This is a genomic window from Bacillus sp. BSL6 (assembly GCF_052928345.1).
The window spans coordinates 446,976-463,888 of sequence record NZ_JAVGCW010000003.1; the positions used below are offsets into that span (position 1 = coordinate 446,976).

Sequence of the window (16,913 nt, forward strand, 5' to 3'; positions counted from 1 at the left end):
ATAGGAGTGATAGATATGTTTTTTGCAAAGCTACGTGGTAGAAATGAAGTTCCACCAGTAGAAACAGACGCTCGAGGGGAGGCTTTCTTTAAATTAAGCCAGGACGAGCTTAGCCTAAAATTTAAGTTGGATTTATTTGATATAGAGGATGTAGTAGTTGCCCATCTGCATATTGGAGCAAAAGGAACTAATGGTCCTGTTGTAGCTTTTTTATTTGGACCTATAACAAATCCGGTTTCAATAGAGTGTGCAACGCTTACGGGAATAATTACTCAAGAAGATTTGGTTGGGCCGTTAGCGGGTCAAACATTAGCTACTCTTGTAAATGAAATCATATCTGGAAACATTTATATTAATGTTCATACAGTACAACATCCTAATGGTGAAATTCGTGGACAATTGAATTATTGCTAAGAAATTATAGTAGTGAAAAATAAAGCATCCGTTTAGGGTGCTTTTATTTTGTGGAGGATGTATAGATAGATAAATTACCTTTAATAATCTTAAAAATTCATTTGTATAGTTTTGAAGGTAATCGAATGGAATTAGAAATAGTGAATTTTTTACCTTTTTAGTTTGTAAAATAATTATCGAAAACTTGTAAATGAAATGCCCCTCCGAAAATTAAATTAGTATTAGGAGATAAACTTTGTAAATGAAATATGAAAGTGTAAGAGAGAATAGAAATTTTTAAACCTAACCAAAGCTAATAGACTAACTTTCAGCACCCACTGAAATAAAGAATCATAACATAATTTGTAATAACTTATATGAAAGTGAGCTGAAAAAAATGTTTTATTCGTATTTTTATTCTCAAGCGGGTATGCGACCAGCATATGGTACATCAATAACGTTTAGCGGAGCACAAAGTACAGTTCAAGCTGTTCAACAAGCGTTACAAATGCAACAACAAATGCAAATGCAACAACAAGGTATCCAGCCGTATTATTCATCTATGGAGTATTTTTATCCAGTGCATCAAATCACACCGTATGGAAGTTCTTTTCTTACGATTCCATATGGAACTGTCTTCAATCTATAAGCTGAAAATTTTATGAATAGGAGCAGGTATCCCAAACCGATTATTAACCTAACCATTACCAATTGGATATATACGGGTAACCCAGCTCCCACCTACCTTTATCACAGATGCCGAATTTTGAGGTATCCGCAAATAGCGGAAGGTGAGTGTATATGTAAGCGTCAAATAGTTCCATCTACAATTTGTAAATAGCTGATGAGATAATCTTTGTACATACTCTACAAGTTGTTTTTTGGTAAGAAAATATCGTCGATCGAAGAAAGAATGAGAATTATCTTATCATGACAAATGATGGATAGTGGCACTATATGAAAAGATACATGAACATTTACTAACGCGAACCAGGACGAGAGGTAGCAACGAAATCCTATCTGTGGTTATATCGTACAGGAAGATTGTCCTATGACTATCAATTTACAAGAGCAGGAGAACATCCGGATCGTTTTTCCCCATTTTGAAGTATATTTATAGCCATAACATCTTATGTTTTGTTTATAATTGTAAATAGTTATTGAAATGTATAAATATTTTTTATGAATAAAAAGGAAAAATAATGCAACTTTTTAATTTGTTTATTCGTGTTATATATGAAAGGAGGAGGGGGATGGAGATTGAAGAAATATATAAAGTTTATATAAACGATGTGTACCGGTATTTATTTTCCCTTTCTCGTAGCCATCATGTAGCGGAGGACTTGATGCAGGAGACTTTTTATCGGGCGTTTCTTTATCTAGAAGACTATGAAAACCAAAAGGTGAAATCATGGCTTTTTAAAGTGGCATATCATACCTTTATTGATTTTGTTAGGAAAGAGAAAAAAGTAGCTTTTGTAGGAACGGAGGAATTAGAAACAATTCAAGCAGGTGAATCTACAGAAGAGTATGTAGTCGCAAAAAATAGTTATGAAAAATTAATTCAGATTATTCATACTTTACCAGTGGTAGAGGCGCAAGCTATTTTATTATGTGACGTACATCAATTAACGTACGAAGAGGGTGCTTCTGTATTAGATTTAAAGTTAAACACGTATAAAAGTCACATATTTCGCGGGAGAAAGAGATTAAAAGAATTGTTAAAGGAGGAAAAGAGTCAAAATGACAAATGATAAACCTCATTCTGAACAAGATGATTATAAAGAATTGTTACAAGAAGCTCTTCATCAAAGGCCGGATGCACTTTCTAATGGAAAACAGGAGCAAGTGATGAAAATAGGGAAAAAAAGAGCGCGTATTACGAATGTTTTAATTGTATTTACTTTTTTATTACTTATTCAACCTATATTATATATATCTACTCTCGCATACTATGGATTTGCACCTACAAACGCAATGGAGATACGGAATGTAGTAAATCAAACATTAAGTGTAACAGAACCAAATGTATTTTTGAAAGATAGGGACATGGAGCAAACATTGTTACCGCTTAGTTTACAATTGCATTTTGATTTGTATAAAAGGGTAGGGAAGAAAGATATTCGAATAGGGGAAGAGAAAACAGATTATATATTTAGTAGAGCAACGAAAGTTAGCCGTGAATATACAACAGATGAAAAAATTCCGGAAGTCCTATATATAGATAACGAGGTATTGTCTTATCCTAATAATTATAATTCATCCTATAATAGTAGTGAAGAAGCGCAAGTATTAAAGGGTCTTCCGCAAGAATCTGTTGTAGAAGCATTTATATCTTTTAGAGAATTGTTGAGTGTACAAGAGGTAACGAATATGTTTCCCACTATTGATATCGTCTGGTATGCCGTTAATACAGGGTTAGAGGAGAAGCAAACGAATGACGAGGGTATGTATGTTGCTCCGATTGGCTTTCCAGCAGATATGATTTCAAGACCAAGTGGTGCTTTTGTGAGTGATTCACCTCATGAGGAACAATTTATTGATGTGTTAAAGTCATTACAGAAGCATGAAAATTTAGCAGTGAAGCTATCTAGAGCGAAAGTATTAGAGTTGTCAAAGCGTATTTCTTTCCTTGAAAAAAATGGGGTAAAAACATATGGGGCAGTTGTAACAGGACCTAAAGCAGAAGTTGAAAAATTAATGAGCCACGAAAAAGTTAGAAAATTGAAAGTAGGTGAAGCGAGGTTATGGAATTGGCATTCTTAAAAAAAAGAAAGAATCATATTTATAAACAGGAAACGTGGATGGGGACTATTTCATTAATTATTGCCTTTCTGGCGTTATTATATTTGAACATTATATTGCTTATACAAGAAACGTTTATAGGTAAAGGTTTTCTGCAAATAGTTGGTATTGGATTGGTATGCTCAGTCATAGGAATGATCACAAAAAGAAAAAGTCGGAAATATGCATTGTGGGCATGTAGTTTATATCTTTTTATGCTATTGTTTTCTATATTTGGATTTATGTTAGGTTGGATGATAAGCTTTGGACCATAAAAATGTGTGAAAGAACGAATGTAAGTTCGTTCTTTTTTATGCATAAAAAGTAAAATAGAAAGGAAAGGGATTTATCAAATTTGAATAGAGATTACTATACTACTAGGTTGTTGTGTTATTGAAATGTCTTCCGCTTACGTGTATATAAATAGGCGACAAGTACAGGGGGGAAACAATAGTTCGTCCAAACATTGTGAATCTCTTTTACATAATATGGAGTAATAAGCATGAAAGGGGAACGAGTATGTCTTGCTATTACTACTGTAAGTATTGTAAAGAATATAAAAAGAAACAGCATAACTGTTGTAAGAACAATAGTAAGTGTAATGACAACAAGGATAGTCTTGTTAGGGCATCAGCATTTAGAGCTAGAAATACGGTGAATCAACCTGTTCCTGCTAATACTTTTGTAAAAGTATTGTTCCAAAATGAACAATTTGATTTAGCGAATGAGTATAATCCAGAAACATCTATTTTTATACCGAAGACTAAAGGAGTATATTCTTTTATTGGAACGATTGGTTTCTTTCCTAACGATCCAAGTTTAAATTATAGAGCACGGGTAGAAATTCGTGTGAATGGCAATGCAGCAATAGCTATAGATAATGACTTTTTTGGTCCAATAGGTTTTGGAAATGTAGTAAGTGTTTCGACGATTATTCAATTGCATGAAGGAGATCAAGTTGAGGTTTATGCACAAAGTAGTATAGACGGAGTTTTAAGTACTTCGGAAGACGGCTCACATTTTGAAGCAGCAAGATTCCCTTCTCCAATTAAATAACGAAGAGAATAAAATACTTTTCAGTAGGTCTAGTTAATCCCCTGTACCGAATGGTGGGGGATTATTATTGTTTATTTAAAATATACAAGTGAATCGATTAAATATAGTTTGTTTCATGAAAATTTCACATGCTAAAGATGTAATGATGAAAGGTAAATTTTAAAAATTATTTTTTACAGTTTTGATGTCGAAAGGGCTATCTTATTTTAAGTATTAGATCTTCTGCAGGTAATAAAAAGAGTAAGTAACAAGGTTTTAAAAGTTCTTTGGCGTTACATTTGCTAGTTGCCTAACGGTATAAAAAGACATCTTAATTTATGTCCGTATAATTAAAGGCTTTTTCATTACTATATAGAAATTACATATTTAACATCGGTTTGTGCAGGTATTACTATTGTATGGAAAGGAATAACATGAAGGCAAGTACACTATATAAAAATAAAATAAATCCTAAGATGAGTAGTATGGGATGCAACTTGAACATATTTGACCTCCTTGAGTATATAAAGAATTTTAATACATCTTTGGTGAATTTAGAAGGAAAATATATTAGATAAATGGTGCTTGAATGGATACACGAATTTAATAGAGTAGTGAATGTCTAATAAATAAAGAAGTATTATGGGGGACACCTTGACTAGATTATTTATAAAGGGCAGGCCGATTTACCCGACGTGAAATATAAAAGTGATCAGATTTATATGTACAGAATAAGGGATAAATAAAAAAGAGCATACATAAAAAGTACGCTCTAAAGAAAGATAGGTTTTATGAGTGGATAATCTCCATACGATAATATATGCTCGGCTAATAAAAACGTGTAAAAAATCAATAAATTATCAATGGAATATCATGAAATGAGTAATTTTAGTCTATTTATAAAGTTGTGTATTTAACCAAATTGTAAGGATTTTGTATAGAATAGATTAACAACTGGATAATGATCGTACTTCAGTTTCATATTTCGTATAGTTTGGATATTGTGTAATAGTTTGACATTTAGGTGTGGAAAGTTGATTAATTATAGAAACATTTGTAATGACCTCGTTACAAGGACCGAAAAATGTAACTTTTAATTTTGAATTTGGTGGAACTTTGAAAACAATAGGTTTTTTCTCCATGAAATCAGCTCCTATGATGCAGTATTGTATACTGCGTTTTTTGTTTAGATTATAAAGGCATATTAGTATAATATGAATCTTTAGTTGATAATGATATAAAGTTCACTACTATGCAGAGCCTGAATGTATAAATTATTAAGGGAATATTAATGAATCAAAATTTTTACATGTGTGGGCAGAGCGAAAAATGCGGTACATATTGGATAAAATAATTGGATACTAGAAGAGCATTTAACTACATGTGTTATGAATACGTAAAGAGTCCCTTTACTGATACATAGTTTATTCAAATGAAATGAATTACATCTAGAAAACACATTGTATACACAACAACACTGTATAGTTATTCTTATATAATAATAAAAGTGAGGTATTTTGAATTGAAAAAGAAAAAGCTATTTTTAGGAACAATTATTTCATGCGTAGTACTGGCATTATCCGCATGTGGTTCCTCAGACAACGTAGTAACATCAAAAGTAGGAAATGTTACAGAGAAAGAGTTAAGTAAAGAATTAAGACAAAAATATGGGGAAAGTACTTTATACCAAATGGTGTTAAGTAAGGCGTTGCTCGATAAATATAAAGTTTCAGATGAGGAAGCAAAAAAGAAAGTAGAAGAAGCAAAAGATAAAATGGGTGAGAACTTTAAAGCGACTTTAGAACAACTTGGATTGAAAAATGAAGATGAATTAAAAGAAAAAATGAAGCCAGAAATTGCATTTGAGAAAGCGATTAAAGCGACTGTTACAGAAAAAGATGTAAAAGATAACTATAAACCAGAAATGAAGGTAAGTCACATTTTAGTAAAAGATGAAAAGACTGCTAAAGAAGTGAAAGAGAAAGTAAGTAATGGTGAAGACTTTGCGGCTTTAGCGAAGCAATACTCAGAGGATACTGGTTCAAAAGAACAGGGCGGGGAAATCACTGGTTTTGCTCCAGGGCAAACGGTAAAAGAATTTGAGGAAGCTGCATATAAATTAGATGCAGGACAAGTAAGTGAACCAGTAAAAACAACTTACGGTTACCATATTATTAAAGTGACAGATAAAAAAGAATTAAAGCCATTTGATGAAGTAAAAGATTCAATTCGTAAAGATATAGAACAGCAAAGACTACAAGACACGACAGGTAAATGGAAACAACAAGTAGTCAATGAATTATTGAAAGATGCTGATATTAAGGTGAATGATAAAGAGTTTAAAAATACATTTGAATTTCTAGAAAAGAAATAATGACTGTAATTAGAAAAGGGAACCTTTAAAGGTTCCCTTTTCTAGTTAGTGTGTGAGTTATAAATAGATAGTAAGACAATACAATATTACATATAAATATTAAGAATTACAATGGAAATTTATGTAATTGTTTTGAAGTAGGTTAATCATCACTTCATAGAATGTTGATATTATAATATTTTGTTTCATCTCATTAAATATAAAACGAATTAATTAATTTTAGCCCATTATTTGTAGACAGTAAGATTTGCGTAGGCTAATTATTAGTCAGGAATGAACAAAGCTTGAGTGGATTAAAGTTTCACTTTATAGAAGTGGATAAACATAATTTGCAGAATGAAACATACAATAAGATTGAAATATATTGACGTTAAATGAAGTGAAAAGCAGAGCATTCTATTAAGATGGATGTTCTTTTTCGTATGAAATTTTAAGGTGAAGAATGAATTATTGGATAGATAAATAAATGATGTAGGGGGAGAAAATGTGAAAGTAATTTTTCAAAGAGAAGACGGAGGGAAAATTTTTGAATCGTATGATGAAGATATAAATAACCTATTAGCTATTTTAAAAGAAACGAAAGGGATTAAGATCGGGATGGTTGAATATGAGGTATTAAAATACGAATTAGAGTATTTTCGAAACCCGAAAAAAGCAGTAACAGAGAGGGAGTTACATATAATAGTACAACCAAAATACATTTAGTAATTAGAGTGAATTATTAATGAATAGTTTTATGTAGTATGTACGAAAAGAGAGTGTTTAAATTGCTCTCTTTTCATAGAAATTCATAAGGAACGAATGGAGGTCCATTATAAATCCCTTAAATTTTGTGAGTTCGTTCTTTATAATATATGCTTTCATTTATAGATGTTTAATAAACTCGAAAAAATTAAAACTGTTTAGTTGATCTTTTCACCTCCCATTTAATAAGAAGTGAAAAGATCATTTGATGAAGAAAAAATAAATCTCTTCTCAAAAGAACGTAAGTTCGTGTATAATTAGAACGAATGTTCTTGTAAATGTAGATAGTATAAGATTTAGAAATAAAGTGAAACTGTAATTAGCGGGTGTTTACGGGAAGGTGATCTTCGACTTACTTTCCTTGTATGTCTTGAATTTTGAGGTGGGAGATTTCTTACCTGTTCATGCGGGGGAAATATGAGCCGAGCAATTATTAAAGAATAATCGAAGCGCAATATGTTTGAAATAGAATGGATAAATAATCGAGGAGATAGAGAAATGAATGATGTAAAGATGCAAAGAGCAAAAAGAGAATGGGTTCCATTTACAGTAATGTCGGAACAGTTATTAAGTATGCGAAAGGTTATTGGGGAGAAATTTAAAGTGCAAAAACCATTTTTAACAAAAGAAGCAAAAGAGGGAATTTCTGATAAATTATTAATGTCATTATTGTCTGAGAAAGAAATATTGGTGACATATTTTGAAGATGGATACATACTCACAAGCTACATGACAGTTGTACATATAAATCCGCTAAAGCGCATTGTAATGTGTACTGACGCGTTTTACAAAACTTACGTATTTAATACCACGGATATTATTGAAATAGCGTAAAGTAAGCTATGTTAGATGTGAAACAGAAAAAATGAAACGGAAAAGCAGCTAGCTTCATACTAGCTGCTAAGCCCCAGGGAAAGGGAGAAAAAGATAGGGTACTCCAAAAATCAACAATAGCTGTCTAACAGCCTGATTATAGTATGGACAAATTAAAAATTCTTAAACAGAACGATGAAAAAATAGGGTTAAGCTGTACCGACTTGGTTTTGATCCGCAAGGTCAGAATCAAACGTATTAGTCGCACTCACACCATTAAAAGTATTAACAACAAAACCAACGTTGGAAGCACCAGATCCATTATAAGCCTTCGTGTTTTCTTTTGGAGAAACGTTATAGAAATCACCTAAATTAAATGAACCGTTACTATTTTGTACAACTAAATTCCCTACAACTGAGGGCATAGTTCTCACCCACTTTACAATCATTTGTTAACACTACTATATGGTCTTATAGTCCAAATGGTTCATCTAACGAAAATTGCGGAATAATAAAACGTTTGAAGTGTAGCTTAATCCCATAATAAAAGTGTGTTAAACTGAATGTAAGGTTACGTAATTAAAAATGGAAATTGTATAATTGTCATATATGAAAACAAAGGAGGCAAAATGTAATGAATAAAGTTATAAAAAAAGTAGATTTAACAGATGCAAAGTCAAGTAATCTTGTTGCACTTATTTATAGCAATGAAGTTATATTGGTGGAAGAAGCATTTTGTCCAAAGGAAATAAAATTAAAGTTTAATGAAATTGCAATTTTATCGGCTATTAAAACAGCGCATATAATGAAAGTATCCATTAGAAAAGAGCTTGACGCGTTTTTTCATGACACGGGTGTTTTATTGGTGAAGCATAGTGCTGAGTATGGAAACAGTCAATCTATCACTATGCATTTTGAACAATTTAAAAAGTTACAACATGAGATTGAGTATTTAAGTAAAAGTATGTAATAAGGCAAGAGGAAGATTCTTGCATAGAGGTGAACAGTTCTATGTTGAAAAAATGATTTGAAAATTTTTTAGACGAATCTCACTGTAAACATAAATATAGTTTTATTAAGATGCAGGATAATGAAGATTTCAAAAGTGGTAAGCTAGGTGTAGCTTATGTGTATAGGTGTGAGAAGTGCGGGAAAGAGAAGTTGAAATTTAAAAGCAATAACGAAATAAATAATGATTTTTTGATATATAGGAAAGAGTAACTGTTATGGGTTACTCTTTTTTGTATTTTTAACACATTATAGAATGCACAAAATTACATATAGAAAATAAATATGAGTTAAAGGATGCCATTTATGTATTTCGAAAGCACTAGAAAATTTCTAAATAGGTGATAAGAATGAATCCAAATGGTTTAAAAGTGACAGGAGCATGGTTTCAGTAGGAGGGAATCTTACAGCGGCAATTGGATTAACTATAATAGAGAAAGAAAAAAGATTAGAAAAAATAATCATATGAAATTGTTCATGGAAAGATGGTATGTAAAATTTCAATTTTACATAAGTAGAAAAGTTGAAGTGGTAGGTTTTTTTGCATTGAAATAGAATATATAATGGTAGAACAGTTATTAGTGGGTAATAAAAATATCGGAAATGTAAAAGTTACTGGTTTTTATAGTGTATGGAGAGAGAAAAATACAAAATAAGGAGTTTTCAAGAGATGATGTATTTGTTGGCAATTCTTCTACCACCTGTAGCCGTATTATTTTGCGGAAAACCATTTCAAGCAGTAATTAATTTCATATTAACATTAATATTTTGGGTTCCAGGTGTTATTCATGCGATATTAGTTGTACATGATAAAAAAGCAGATCGGCGTTTAAAAAAACAAATTCAAGCATATGATGAAATAAATAAAAAGAACAGAAGATAGCCGAGTTGTGAAATGATTTAAAAAAGAAAGGGGGACTACCTCCTTTCTTTTTTCATTCTAGTTAAGTTTAAATTTTAGTGTAGCGGTAAGAATTTTTAATATAAGTATTGTGATAATTCGTTTTGGAGTGTGCGTTTAATAAACCGGTGTAAATGTTTTCAGGAACGTTAAAGAAATCATACAGTCCATGCTTTAATTGAATGCGTAAAATCATAGAAAAAGGATTATAGCCAACAGCAACTATAGTTTTTGAAATCACGGGAGATAGTTCCATTATTACGCAACTCCTCACTTTTCATTTTTAATCATTTCTTATAGATGTTGAGGTTGTGGTGTTGAAGTCTTTATAATTAAAGAGGTATTATACTTATATGCAATACATTAAATGTTCGTTATACGTAATTATAAGGAAGTTCACACGAAGTACATATCGTTGTGCTATTTTTATTTCACCTTTGATTTATAAATAAGAAAATATTGACCATTTGAAAAAAAGGTATATTATTTATACGAGGTATTAAAATTTCACTTTTTATATTCTATGCTTAAAGGGGCAGCATTATTAGAAAAATAGAAGTGAAAATACTTAGTATAAGAAGTATTCTAAAATTTATAATCTGTGAATTAGGAAAATATTGAATGCTCCAGGTCAATATACTTTCTTAATTTAATTCATTTTAGAAAGTGACCTCAATATTTTTAAGTAAATCAACGGGAGAATTGAAAGGCAGGAGAAAGTAACATGTCAGAAAATTATCGTTCTCGAGAGGAGCGACGACAAGTTAAAAAGAAAAAACAACCAGCTTCTAAAACACAAAAACCAAAAGGTAAAACATCATTCTTTCGCAAGTTTTTAATTACTTGTTTATTACTTGGTATTGTTGGTTTAGTGGGGGGAGTTGCTACCTTTTTCGTAATGATTAAGGATGCACCAAAACTTGAGAAAGCAAAACTTGTTAATCCGTTATCCTCAAAAATTTATGATAAAAATGGCGATTTGGTATATGAATACGGGAAAGAAAAACGGACGAATGTTACGTATGATCAAATTCCTAAATTAGTAGAAAATGCATTTTTAGCAACAGAAGATGCACGTTTTTACGAGCATAGTGGAGTAGACTTTAAAGGTACTGCTCGTGCTGTTTTGGTGAGTCTTAAAGGCGATTACGGTTCACAAGGTGGAAGTACGATAACACAGCAGGTTATTAAAAATTACTTCTTATCGATGGAAAAAACATCAAAACGTAAGGTTCAGGAAATATATTTAGCGTATAAGCTAGAACAACAATATTCAAAACATGAAATTTTAGAAATGTATTTAAATAAAATTAATTTAGGTAATCGTTCATATGGTATCGCAACAGCAGCACAAAACTACTACGGTAAAGAATTAAAAGATTTAACTTTACCAGAAGTTGCGATGCTTGCAGGTTTACCAAAAGCACCGAATAACTATGATCCGACGAAAACAGAAAATATTGAAAGAGCAACAGAAAGAAGAAATGTTGTACTAAAATTAATGAATCGACATGGTTATATTACGAAGGCAGAAATGGAAGAAGCTTCGAAAGTTAAAGTAACAGATGGACTTAAGACTGCAACTGTACAAGCAATGCCATATCCTGCATTTATGGATGCGGTTGTGAAAGAAGTTGAAAAAGAATTGCCAGATGCTAATATTGGTTCTGACGGTTTAGAAATTTATACAACATTAGACACGAAAGCACAGGATTTTGCTGATAAGATTTTAAATGAAAATATTATTAATTATCCAAATGATAAATTCCAAGGTGCTTTCACATTTATGGATACGAAAACAGGTGAGATTCGTGCTATAGGTAGTGGGCGCGGTGAAAATAAAGCCGTATTTAAAGGGCATAATATGGCCATTGAATTAGATCGTGCAGCTGGTTCGACGATGAAGCCAATCTTTGATTACGGTCCTGCAATTGAATACTTAAAATGGGCTACGTATCATCAAATTGATGATTCTCCATTTAAATATTCAACTGGACAAGAACTTCGAAATGCAGACAGAAGTCATTTAGGTCCAATTACTATGCGTGAGGCGTTAAAAATGTCACGTAACGTTCCAGCAGTTAAAACTGCAAAAGAAGTAGGACTTAATAAATCAAAGGAATTCTCTGAGAAATTAGGTATTACATTTAATAAAGCGCCAGCAGAATCTACAGCTATTGGTACAAACGAAGTATCACCAACTGAAATAGCGGGTGCTTATGCGACATTTGGTAATGGTGGAAAGTATGCAAAACCGCATTTTGTTAAGAAAGTAGTTTATCCAGACGGAAAGTCACAAAGTTTCGGGCAAAAACCAAAACAAGTTATAGCTGACTCTACAGCATATATGATTACTGATATGCTTCGTTCAGTAGTGACATCAGGTACTGGTACAGCAGCAAATATAAGTTCTTTAGATGTTGCTGGTAAAACGGGTACAACAAACTATGATTCAAAACAATTAGCGAAATTTAACATTCCGGAAAGTGCAACTCGTGATAGTTGGTTTGCAGGTTATACGCCGCAATATACGATGGCAGTATGGACTGGGTATATGAAAGATGGTAAAGACGAGTATATTAGTAGTAAAAATACGAAAATTGCACAGTTGATCTTTAAAGCAATGATGAGCGAGATGGCTACAGATAAATCAAGATTTAAAATGCCAAGTAGTGTAATTCAAGAAGGTAGTGAGCTGCGTATAAAAGGTGAAAAACGTGATTCTTCTCCAAATACGAGCGTACCGGACACAACGGAAAAACCAAAACAAGATCAACAGCAAAAAACTGAAGAAGAGAAAAAGCAAGAAGAATTAAAGAAACAGGAAGAACTGAAAAAACAAGAAGAACAAAAGCAACAAGAGGAACTTAAGAAGCAAGAAGAACAAAAGAAACTAGAAGAGCAAAAGAAACAAGAAGAAGAAAAGAAACAAAATGAACAAAATAATGGAGGAGGCCAAGGGAATACGACACCTCCAGCAAATAATGGGGGAGGCCAAGGGAATACGACACCTCCAGCAAATAATGGGGGAGGCCAAGGGAATACGACACCTCCAGCAAATAACGGAGGAGGCCAAGGAAATACGACACCTCCAGCAAATAACGGTGGAGGTCAAGGAAATACGACACCTCCAGCAAATAATGGAGGAGGTCAAGGAAATACAACTCCACCAGCGACCACACAACCAGAGACTGGCGGTAATGCAGGAGAGACCCCTGCTAATAATGGACAATAAGAAAATTTTATGAAAATTATTAAAAAGCACTTAAGATTTGTAGATATTACAATCTTAAGTGCTTTTTTCTTTTAAATGCAGTAGCTATGAGACAATGTATTTTAAATATTAAAAGTACCATAGAAATTTTGAAAATAAATTGAAGGAAAATGATAAAAAACTTGAGATTGAGGTAACGGAGGATAACTGTGGTTTTGAAAGGTGGTACTACTTGGATGTGCGCCATGATGCCAAAATGAGGGGGTAATTTGACCGGGAATTTGATAGTGTTGCCAAGTTGCGGGAAGTTCAATACCGACATCGGAACTAGCTGTATGAACGGCGGGAACGTGTATCCCAGGAGTCGAAGGAACTACGGCAGTTACTCTTGATGATACCCACATAAAAATATTCACTCCTAAGTTGCAATAATAAAGTAGTATATTCTTTTCACACATATAAAGGTACAAATAAATGGGACTTTAGGCTAAAACATACGTATAAAGTTGTAAGACCAATTTAAAATGATGATGGACCATTTATTATAAAAAGATACGTCTATTTACGGAGGGAAAAGGAACGAAGAAACTGTAAAATGGAGGTGTTAATTGCAATAACTTACGTGTTTATGGAGGAATATGAATGGAACGATTATGGACGAAATCATTTATTCAAATGACTTTCGCAATGTTATTTTTATTTACAGCATTTTATTTACTTGTTCCAACGCTCCCACTCTTTATTAAAGAGATAGGTGGCAATGAATCACAAGTTGGACTCATGATGGGAATGTTTACAATAGCGGCAGTTGTAATACGACCGATTATTGGAGGGATGTTGGATCAATATGGTAGAAGATCCTTTATTATTTTCGGACTCATCTTTTTTGGGTTAACGATGTACTCTTATCATTTAGCGACGACTATTGTCCTTTTAGCTGTTTTACGTGTTATTCACGGAATAACATGGGCTGTTTCTACAACAGCTGTTGGAACAGCGATAACTGATATTATTCCAGATTCTCGACGTGGTGAAGGTATGGGGTGGTATGGGATGGCTATGACGATTGCAATGGCAATCGGTCCAATGATTGGATTATCGGTTGTACAAAATTATTCATTTCACGGCCTATTCTTGTTAGCAACTCTTTTATCCTTTATGGCAGTCCTATTATCGTTAATGGCGAAAATGCCATTCACACCACAAAAAGAAAAAGGGAAAATGCAACTGTTTGAAAAATCTGTTCTATCCATTACGATAGTTGTATTCTTTTTATCATTTGCATATGGAGGGATTACGACGTTTTTACCGCTATTTGCATCGTCAATTGATGTGAATCCGGGGACATTCTTTCTTGTATATGCAATTGCTTTAACAATCGTAAGGCCAATTTCAGGAAAACTATTAGATAAGTATGGAGAAGTATTTATCATACTTCCGGCACTATGCATTACTGTTATTGCAATAGTCGTGCTAACGATTTCGAATAATTTAATAGGTGTAGTTATCGCAGCTACATTATATGGTGTTGGATTCGGTTCAGCACAGCCAGCATTACAAGCGGCGATGCTTACAATTGTTGATCCGAGTAAAAGAGGAGTTGCTAATGCTTCATTCTTTACAGCATTTGATTTAGGGATTGGACTTGGTGCAATTTTACTTGGAGTTGTTTCACAAATGTTTGGTTACCGTATTTTATTTGCTGGTAGTGCAATTTCAGGATTAATTGCTTTCATTATTTTTGTCGTTTTTGTAAAACAGCGATTAGGTAAAAAAGAATTTGCGTAAACGGGAGGAACAAAGATGAAGATTTCAATTGATCATAAAGCTTTACAATGGTTTCAAGAAGAATTACGTATAAAACATGGTGAGTCTATACGGTTTAATGTAAGATACGGCGGAGATAGCTCCATTCAGCCTGGTTATTCTTTAGGGATTGTTGCAGAGAAACCAGATGGGGAAATCGTGTCAGTTGAGAAGGAAGGTATTATATTTTTTGTAGATGTTGATGATCTTTGGTACTTTCAAAATTATGATTTAGTTGTAGGTTATCATGAGGAAATAGAAGAAATTCAATTTAATTACGTAAAATAATAACTTTATTAAAAATAAATAAATTTTATATGGAAATTATATTTAGAGAATAGTGAAATAAATATAATGCAAAAAACGGGCTGTATATGAATACAGCTCGTTTTTTTATTTAGTAAAAGAAATTGTAAAGTAGGTATATATTTAACTGGGTTATATGAATTAACTTTATATTTTGTTTTAAAGATAAACAAGGAGAAGTCTGTCCTTTCTTTATAAAATATGAAAATTATTTTTAAAAAATTGTATTGTTACATCGGTAAAAGTGTAGGAAACTTATCATTATAAAATAAATTGAAATCTTCTAAAAACTCTGATACATTGAAATAGAAATGTAGTTTCACAGTATTGTAAAGGCTTACAGTTATGTGCACGAAGATCTATTAGGATTGGAGGAAATAATGATGAAAGCTGAAGAAAAATTTTCCCCGGGATTAGATGGTATAGTGGCAGCGGAGACGAAAATCTCGTTTCTTGACACAGTGAAAGGTGAAATTGTAATTCAAGGGTATGATTTAATCGAACTCTCAAAAACAAAAGAGTATTTAGACATTGTGCACCTTTTATTGGAAGAACATCTACCGAATGAGGATGAAAAAGCAACGCTTGAAAAGAAATTAAAAGAAGAATACGCGGTACCAGAAGGTGTATTTAACGTACTGAAGGCATTACCGAAAGAAACGCACCCCATGGATGGATTGCGTACAGGTGTGTCCGCATTAGCTGGTTACGATAATGATATTGAAAACCGCTCGTTAGAAGTAAACAAAAGCCGCGGATACAAATTATTGAGTAAAGTACCAAACATAGTAGCGAATAGCTATCATATTTTAAATAATGAAGAGCCAATTGAGCCACTTAAGGAATTATCATATAGCGCGAATTTCTTCTATATGTTAACAGGTAAAAAACCAACTGAACTTGAGGAGAAGATCTTTGATCGTTCCCTTGTTTTATATAGTGAACATGAAATGCCAAACTCTACATTTACAGCGCGCGTTATTGCATCTACGCAATCCGACTTATATGGTGCTTTAACAGGTGCGGTTGCATCTTTAAAAGGTAGCTTACATGGCGGTGCGAACGAAGCGGTTATGTACATGCTTTTAGAAGCTGGTAATGTTGAAAAGTTTGAAGAGTTATTACAGAAGAAACTATATAACAAAGAAAAAATTATGGGCTTTGGACACCGCGTATATATGAAGAAGATGGATCCAAGAGCTTTAATGATGAAGGAAGCTTTAAAGCAGTTATGTGATGTAAAAGGTGATTATACACTATATGAAATGTGTGAAGCTGGAGAAAAGATTATGGAGAAGGAAAAAGGAATTTATCCAAACCTTGATTATTACGCAGCTCCAGTATATTGGATGCTTGGTATTCCAATTCAACTGTACACACCAATCTTCTTTAGCTCTAGAACAGTAGGACTATGTGCGCACGTTATTGAGCAACATGCGAACAATCGTTTGTTCCGTCCACGTGTAAATTATATTGGCGAGCGACATGTGCTTAGTAAATAAGAACAACTGGGGAGTTGTTAGCACCGCCCGCCA

19 protein-coding genes and 1 pseudogene are annotated in these 16,913 nt (G+C 32.8%); 16 read left to right on the plus strand and 4 right to left on the minus strand.

The annotated features are described in order from the left end of the window. The first annotated feature begins 15 nt into the window (after positions 1 to 15). The 6 genes from RCJ96_RS13290 (at position 16) to RCJ96_RS13315 (ending at position 4,233) form a co-directional block, all read left to right on the plus strand. A complete protein-coding gene (locus tag RCJ96_RS13290; protein WP_000464534.1) occupies positions 16 to 414 on the plus strand; it encodes a CHRD domain-containing protein in 399 nt (132 codons plus the stop codon). A gap of 376 nt (positions 415 to 790) precedes the next feature. After that, a complete protein-coding gene (locus RCJ96_RS13295; RefSeq protein ID WP_000500111.1) occupies positions 791 to 1,042 on the plus strand; it encodes a DUF3947 family protein in 252 nt (83 codons plus the stop codon). A 604-nt stretch (positions 1,043 to 1,646) separates the two neighbouring features. Continuing rightward, positions 1,647 to 2,147, plus strand: a complete 501-nt coding sequence (locus tag RCJ96_RS13300; RefSeq protein ID WP_000401919.1) for a sigma-70 family RNA polymerase sigma factor — start codon at positions 1,647 to 1,649, stop codon at positions 2,145 to 2,147. Further along, positions 2,137 to 3,159 (plus strand): anti-sigma factor, encoded by a 1,023-nt coding sequence (locus tag RCJ96_RS13305; RefSeq protein WP_074610399.1) that lies wholly within the window; start codon positions 2,137 to 2,139, stop codon positions 3,157 to 3,159. The genes RCJ96_RS13300 and RCJ96_RS13305 overlap by 11 nt, the downstream gene beginning before the upstream one ends. Next, complete coding sequence (locus tag RCJ96_RS13310) at positions 3,141 to 3,452, plus strand: hypothetical protein (protein WP_000417668.1); 312 nt, start codon at positions 3,141 to 3,143, stop codon at positions 3,450 to 3,452. Before RCJ96_RS13305 ends, RCJ96_RS13310 begins: the two co-directional genes overlap by 19 nt. 244 nt (positions 3,453 to 3,696) lie before the next feature. Next, positions 3,697 to 4,233 carry a C1q-like domain-containing protein gene (locus RCJ96_RS13315; RefSeq protein WP_025991667.1) on the plus strand — a complete coding sequence of 179 codons (537 nt, stop codon included), beginning with the start codon at positions 3,697 to 3,699 and terminating at the stop codon, positions 4,231 to 4,233. A gap of 926 nt (positions 4,234 to 5,159) precedes the next feature. Here RCJ96_RS13315 and RCJ96_RS13320 read toward each other — a convergent pair. Then, the gene (locus tag RCJ96_RS13320) at positions 5,160 to 5,354 is read right to left on the minus strand and encodes a hypothetical protein (protein WP_000412568.1); all 195 of its coding nucleotides are present in this window, start codon (positions 5,352 to 5,354) and stop codon (positions 5,160 to 5,162) included. 380 nt (positions 5,355 to 5,734) lie between these two features. Here RCJ96_RS13320 and RCJ96_RS13325 point away from each other — a divergent pair, with 380 nt between their 5' ends. The 3 genes from RCJ96_RS13325 to RCJ96_RS13335 all read left to right on the plus strand — a co-directional run bounded on the left by RCJ96_RS13325 (position 5,735) and on the right by RCJ96_RS13335 (position 8,164). After that, a complete protein-coding gene (locus tag RCJ96_RS13325; protein WP_074610401.1) occupies positions 5,735 to 6,586 on the plus strand; it encodes a peptidylprolyl isomerase PrsA in 852 nt (283 codons plus the stop codon). 486 nt (positions 6,587 to 7,072) lie between these two features. After that, entirely contained in the window at positions 7,073 to 7,291 is a 219-nt protein-coding gene (locus RCJ96_RS13330; RefSeq protein WP_000864286.1) for a hypothetical protein, read from the plus strand. A gap of 537 nt (positions 7,292 to 7,828) precedes the next feature. Then, a complete protein-coding gene (locus RCJ96_RS13335) occupies positions 7,829 to 8,164 on the plus strand; it encodes a YolD-like family protein (protein ID WP_001000620.1) in 336 nt (111 codons plus the stop codon). Positions 8,165 to 8,352: 188 nt separating this feature from the next. Here the strand turns inward: RCJ96_RS13335 and gerPF are convergent, their stop codons facing one another. Continuing rightward, positions 8,353 to 8,568 carry a spore germination protein GerPF gene (gerPF, locus tag RCJ96_RS13340; protein WP_001141565.1) on the minus strand — a complete coding sequence of 72 codons (216 nt, stop codon included), beginning with the start codon at positions 8,566 to 8,568 and terminating at the stop codon, positions 8,353 to 8,355. Between the two features lie 209 nt (positions 8,569 to 8,777). Between gerPF and RCJ96_RS13345 the strand changes: the two genes are divergently transcribed. From RCJ96_RS13345 to RCJ96_RS13355, 3 genes and pseudogenes are all read left to right on the plus strand, one after another. Next, a complete protein-coding gene (locus tag RCJ96_RS13345) occupies positions 8,778 to 9,113 on the plus strand; it encodes a hypothetical protein (RefSeq protein WP_001045105.1) in 336 nt (111 codons plus the stop codon). Positions 9,114 to 9,154: 41 nt separating this feature from the next. Then, a pseudogene (locus tag RCJ96_RS13350) lies at positions 9,155 to 9,364 on the plus strand (hypothetical protein). A 457-nt stretch (positions 9,365 to 9,821) separates the two neighbouring features. Continuing rightward, positions 9,822 to 10,034 (plus strand): YqaE/Pmp3 family membrane protein, encoded by a 213-nt coding sequence (locus RCJ96_RS13355; RefSeq protein WP_000990231.1) that lies wholly within the window; start codon positions 9,822 to 9,824, stop codon positions 10,032 to 10,034. Positions 10,035 to 10,101: 67 nt separating this feature from the next. On the opposite strand, the gene RCJ96_RS13360 is transcribed toward RCJ96_RS13355, so the two are convergent. Continuing rightward, positions 10,102 to 10,308, minus strand: coding sequence for a KTSC domain-containing protein (locus RCJ96_RS13360; RefSeq protein ID WP_000423629.1), 207 nt, complete (start codon positions 10,306 to 10,308; stop codon positions 10,102 to 10,104). Between the two features lie 468 nt (positions 10,309 to 10,776). Here RCJ96_RS13360 and RCJ96_RS13365 point away from each other — a divergent pair, with 468 nt between their 5' ends. Continuing rightward, positions 10,777 to 13,287 (plus strand): PBP1A family penicillin-binding protein, encoded by a 2,511-nt coding sequence (locus tag RCJ96_RS13365; RefSeq protein ID WP_270795135.1) that lies wholly within the window; start codon positions 10,777 to 10,779, stop codon positions 13,285 to 13,287. Positions 13,288 to 13,388: 101 nt separating this feature from the next. Here the strand turns inward: RCJ96_RS13365 and RCJ96_RS13370 are convergent, their stop codons facing one another. Continuing rightward, on the minus strand, positions 13,389 to 13,670 hold the full coding sequence (locus RCJ96_RS13370) for a hypothetical protein (RefSeq protein WP_061130890.1): 282 nt from the start codon (positions 13,668 to 13,670) through the stop codon (positions 13,389 to 13,391). A 238-nt stretch (positions 13,671 to 13,908) separates the two neighbouring features. Between RCJ96_RS13370 and RCJ96_RS13375 the strand changes: the two genes are divergently transcribed. From RCJ96_RS13375 to mmgD, 3 genes are all read left to right on the plus strand, one after another. Beyond that, positions 13,909 to 15,054 (plus strand): MFS transporter, encoded by a 1,146-nt coding sequence (locus RCJ96_RS13375; RefSeq protein WP_074610415.1) that lies wholly within the window; start codon positions 13,909 to 13,911, stop codon positions 15,052 to 15,054. A 15-nt stretch (positions 15,055 to 15,069) separates the two neighbouring features. Continuing rightward, complete coding sequence (locus tag RCJ96_RS13380) at positions 15,070 to 15,360, plus strand: HesB/YadR/YfhF family protein (protein ID WP_074610417.1); 291 nt, start codon at positions 15,070 to 15,072, stop codon at positions 15,358 to 15,360. 398 nt (positions 15,361 to 15,758) lie between these two features. Then, the gene (mmgD, locus tag RCJ96_RS13385) at positions 15,759 to 16,880 is read left to right on the plus strand and encodes a citrate synthase (protein WP_001987369.1); all 1,122 of its coding nucleotides are present in this window, start codon (positions 15,759 to 15,761) and stop codon (positions 16,878 to 16,880) included. Positions 16,881 to 16,913 lie beyond the last annotated feature (33 nt).

Excerpts from the sequence above, each read along its gene's own strand:
- RCJ96_RS13290 (WP_000464534.1), top strand. The coding sequence starts at position 16 with ATGTTTTTTGCAAAGCTACGTGGTAGAAATGAAGTTCCACCAGTAGAA.
- RCJ96_RS13295 (WP_000500111.1), top strand. The coding sequence starts at position 791 with ATGTTTTATTCGTATTTTTATTCTCAAGCGGGTATGCGACCAGCATAT.
- RCJ96_RS13300 (WP_000401919.1), top strand. The coding sequence starts at position 1,647 with ATGGAGATTGAAGAAATATATAAAGTTTATATAAACGATGTGTACCGG.
- RCJ96_RS13305 (WP_074610399.1), top strand. The coding sequence starts at position 2,137 with ATGACAAATGATAAACCTCATTCTGAACAAGATGATTATAAAGAATTG.
- RCJ96_RS13310 (WP_000417668.1), top strand. The coding sequence starts at position 3,141 with ATGGAATTGGCATTCTTAAAAAAAAGAAAGAATCATATTTATAAACAG.
- RCJ96_RS13315 (WP_025991667.1), top strand. The coding sequence starts at position 3,697 with ATGTCTTGCTATTACTACTGTAAGTATTGTAAAGAATATAAAAAGAAA.
- RCJ96_RS13320 (WP_000412568.1), bottom strand. The coding sequence starts at position 5,354 with ATGGAGAAAAAACCTATTGTTTTCAAAGTTCCACCAAATTCAAAATTA.
- RCJ96_RS13335 (WP_001000620.1), top strand. The coding sequence starts at position 7,829 with ATGAATGATGTAAAGATGCAAAGAGCAAAAAGAGAATGGGTTCCATTT.
- gerPF (WP_001141565.1), bottom strand. The coding sequence starts at position 8,568 with ATGCCCTCAGTTGTAGGGAATTTAGTTGTACAAAATAGTAACGGTTCA.
- RCJ96_RS13345 (WP_001045105.1), top strand. The coding sequence starts at position 8,778 with ATGAATAAAGTTATAAAAAAAGTAGATTTAACAGATGCAAAGTCAAGT.
- RCJ96_RS13355 (WP_000990231.1), top strand. The coding sequence starts at position 9,822 with ATGATGTATTTGTTGGCAATTCTTCTACCACCTGTAGCCGTATTATTT.
- RCJ96_RS13360 (WP_000423629.1), bottom strand. The coding sequence starts at position 10,308 with ATGGAACTATCTCCCGTGATTTCAAAAACTATAGTTGCTGTTGGCTAT.
- RCJ96_RS13365 (WP_270795135.1), top strand. The coding sequence starts at position 10,777 with ATGTCAGAAAATTATCGTTCTCGAGAGGAGCGACGACAAGTTAAAAAG.
- RCJ96_RS13370 (WP_061130890.1), bottom strand. The coding sequence starts at position 13,670 with ATGTGGGTATCATCAAGAGTAACTGCCGTAGTTCCTTCGACTCCTGGG.
- RCJ96_RS13375 (WP_074610415.1), top strand. The coding sequence starts at position 13,909 with ATGGAACGATTATGGACGAAATCATTTATTCAAATGACTTTCGCAATG.
- RCJ96_RS13380 (WP_074610417.1), top strand. The coding sequence starts at position 15,070 with ATGAAGATTTCAATTGATCATAAAGCTTTACAATGGTTTCAAGAAGAA.
- mmgD (WP_001987369.1), top strand. The coding sequence starts at position 15,759 with ATGATGAAAGCTGAAGAAAAATTTTCCCCGGGATTAGATGGTATAGTG.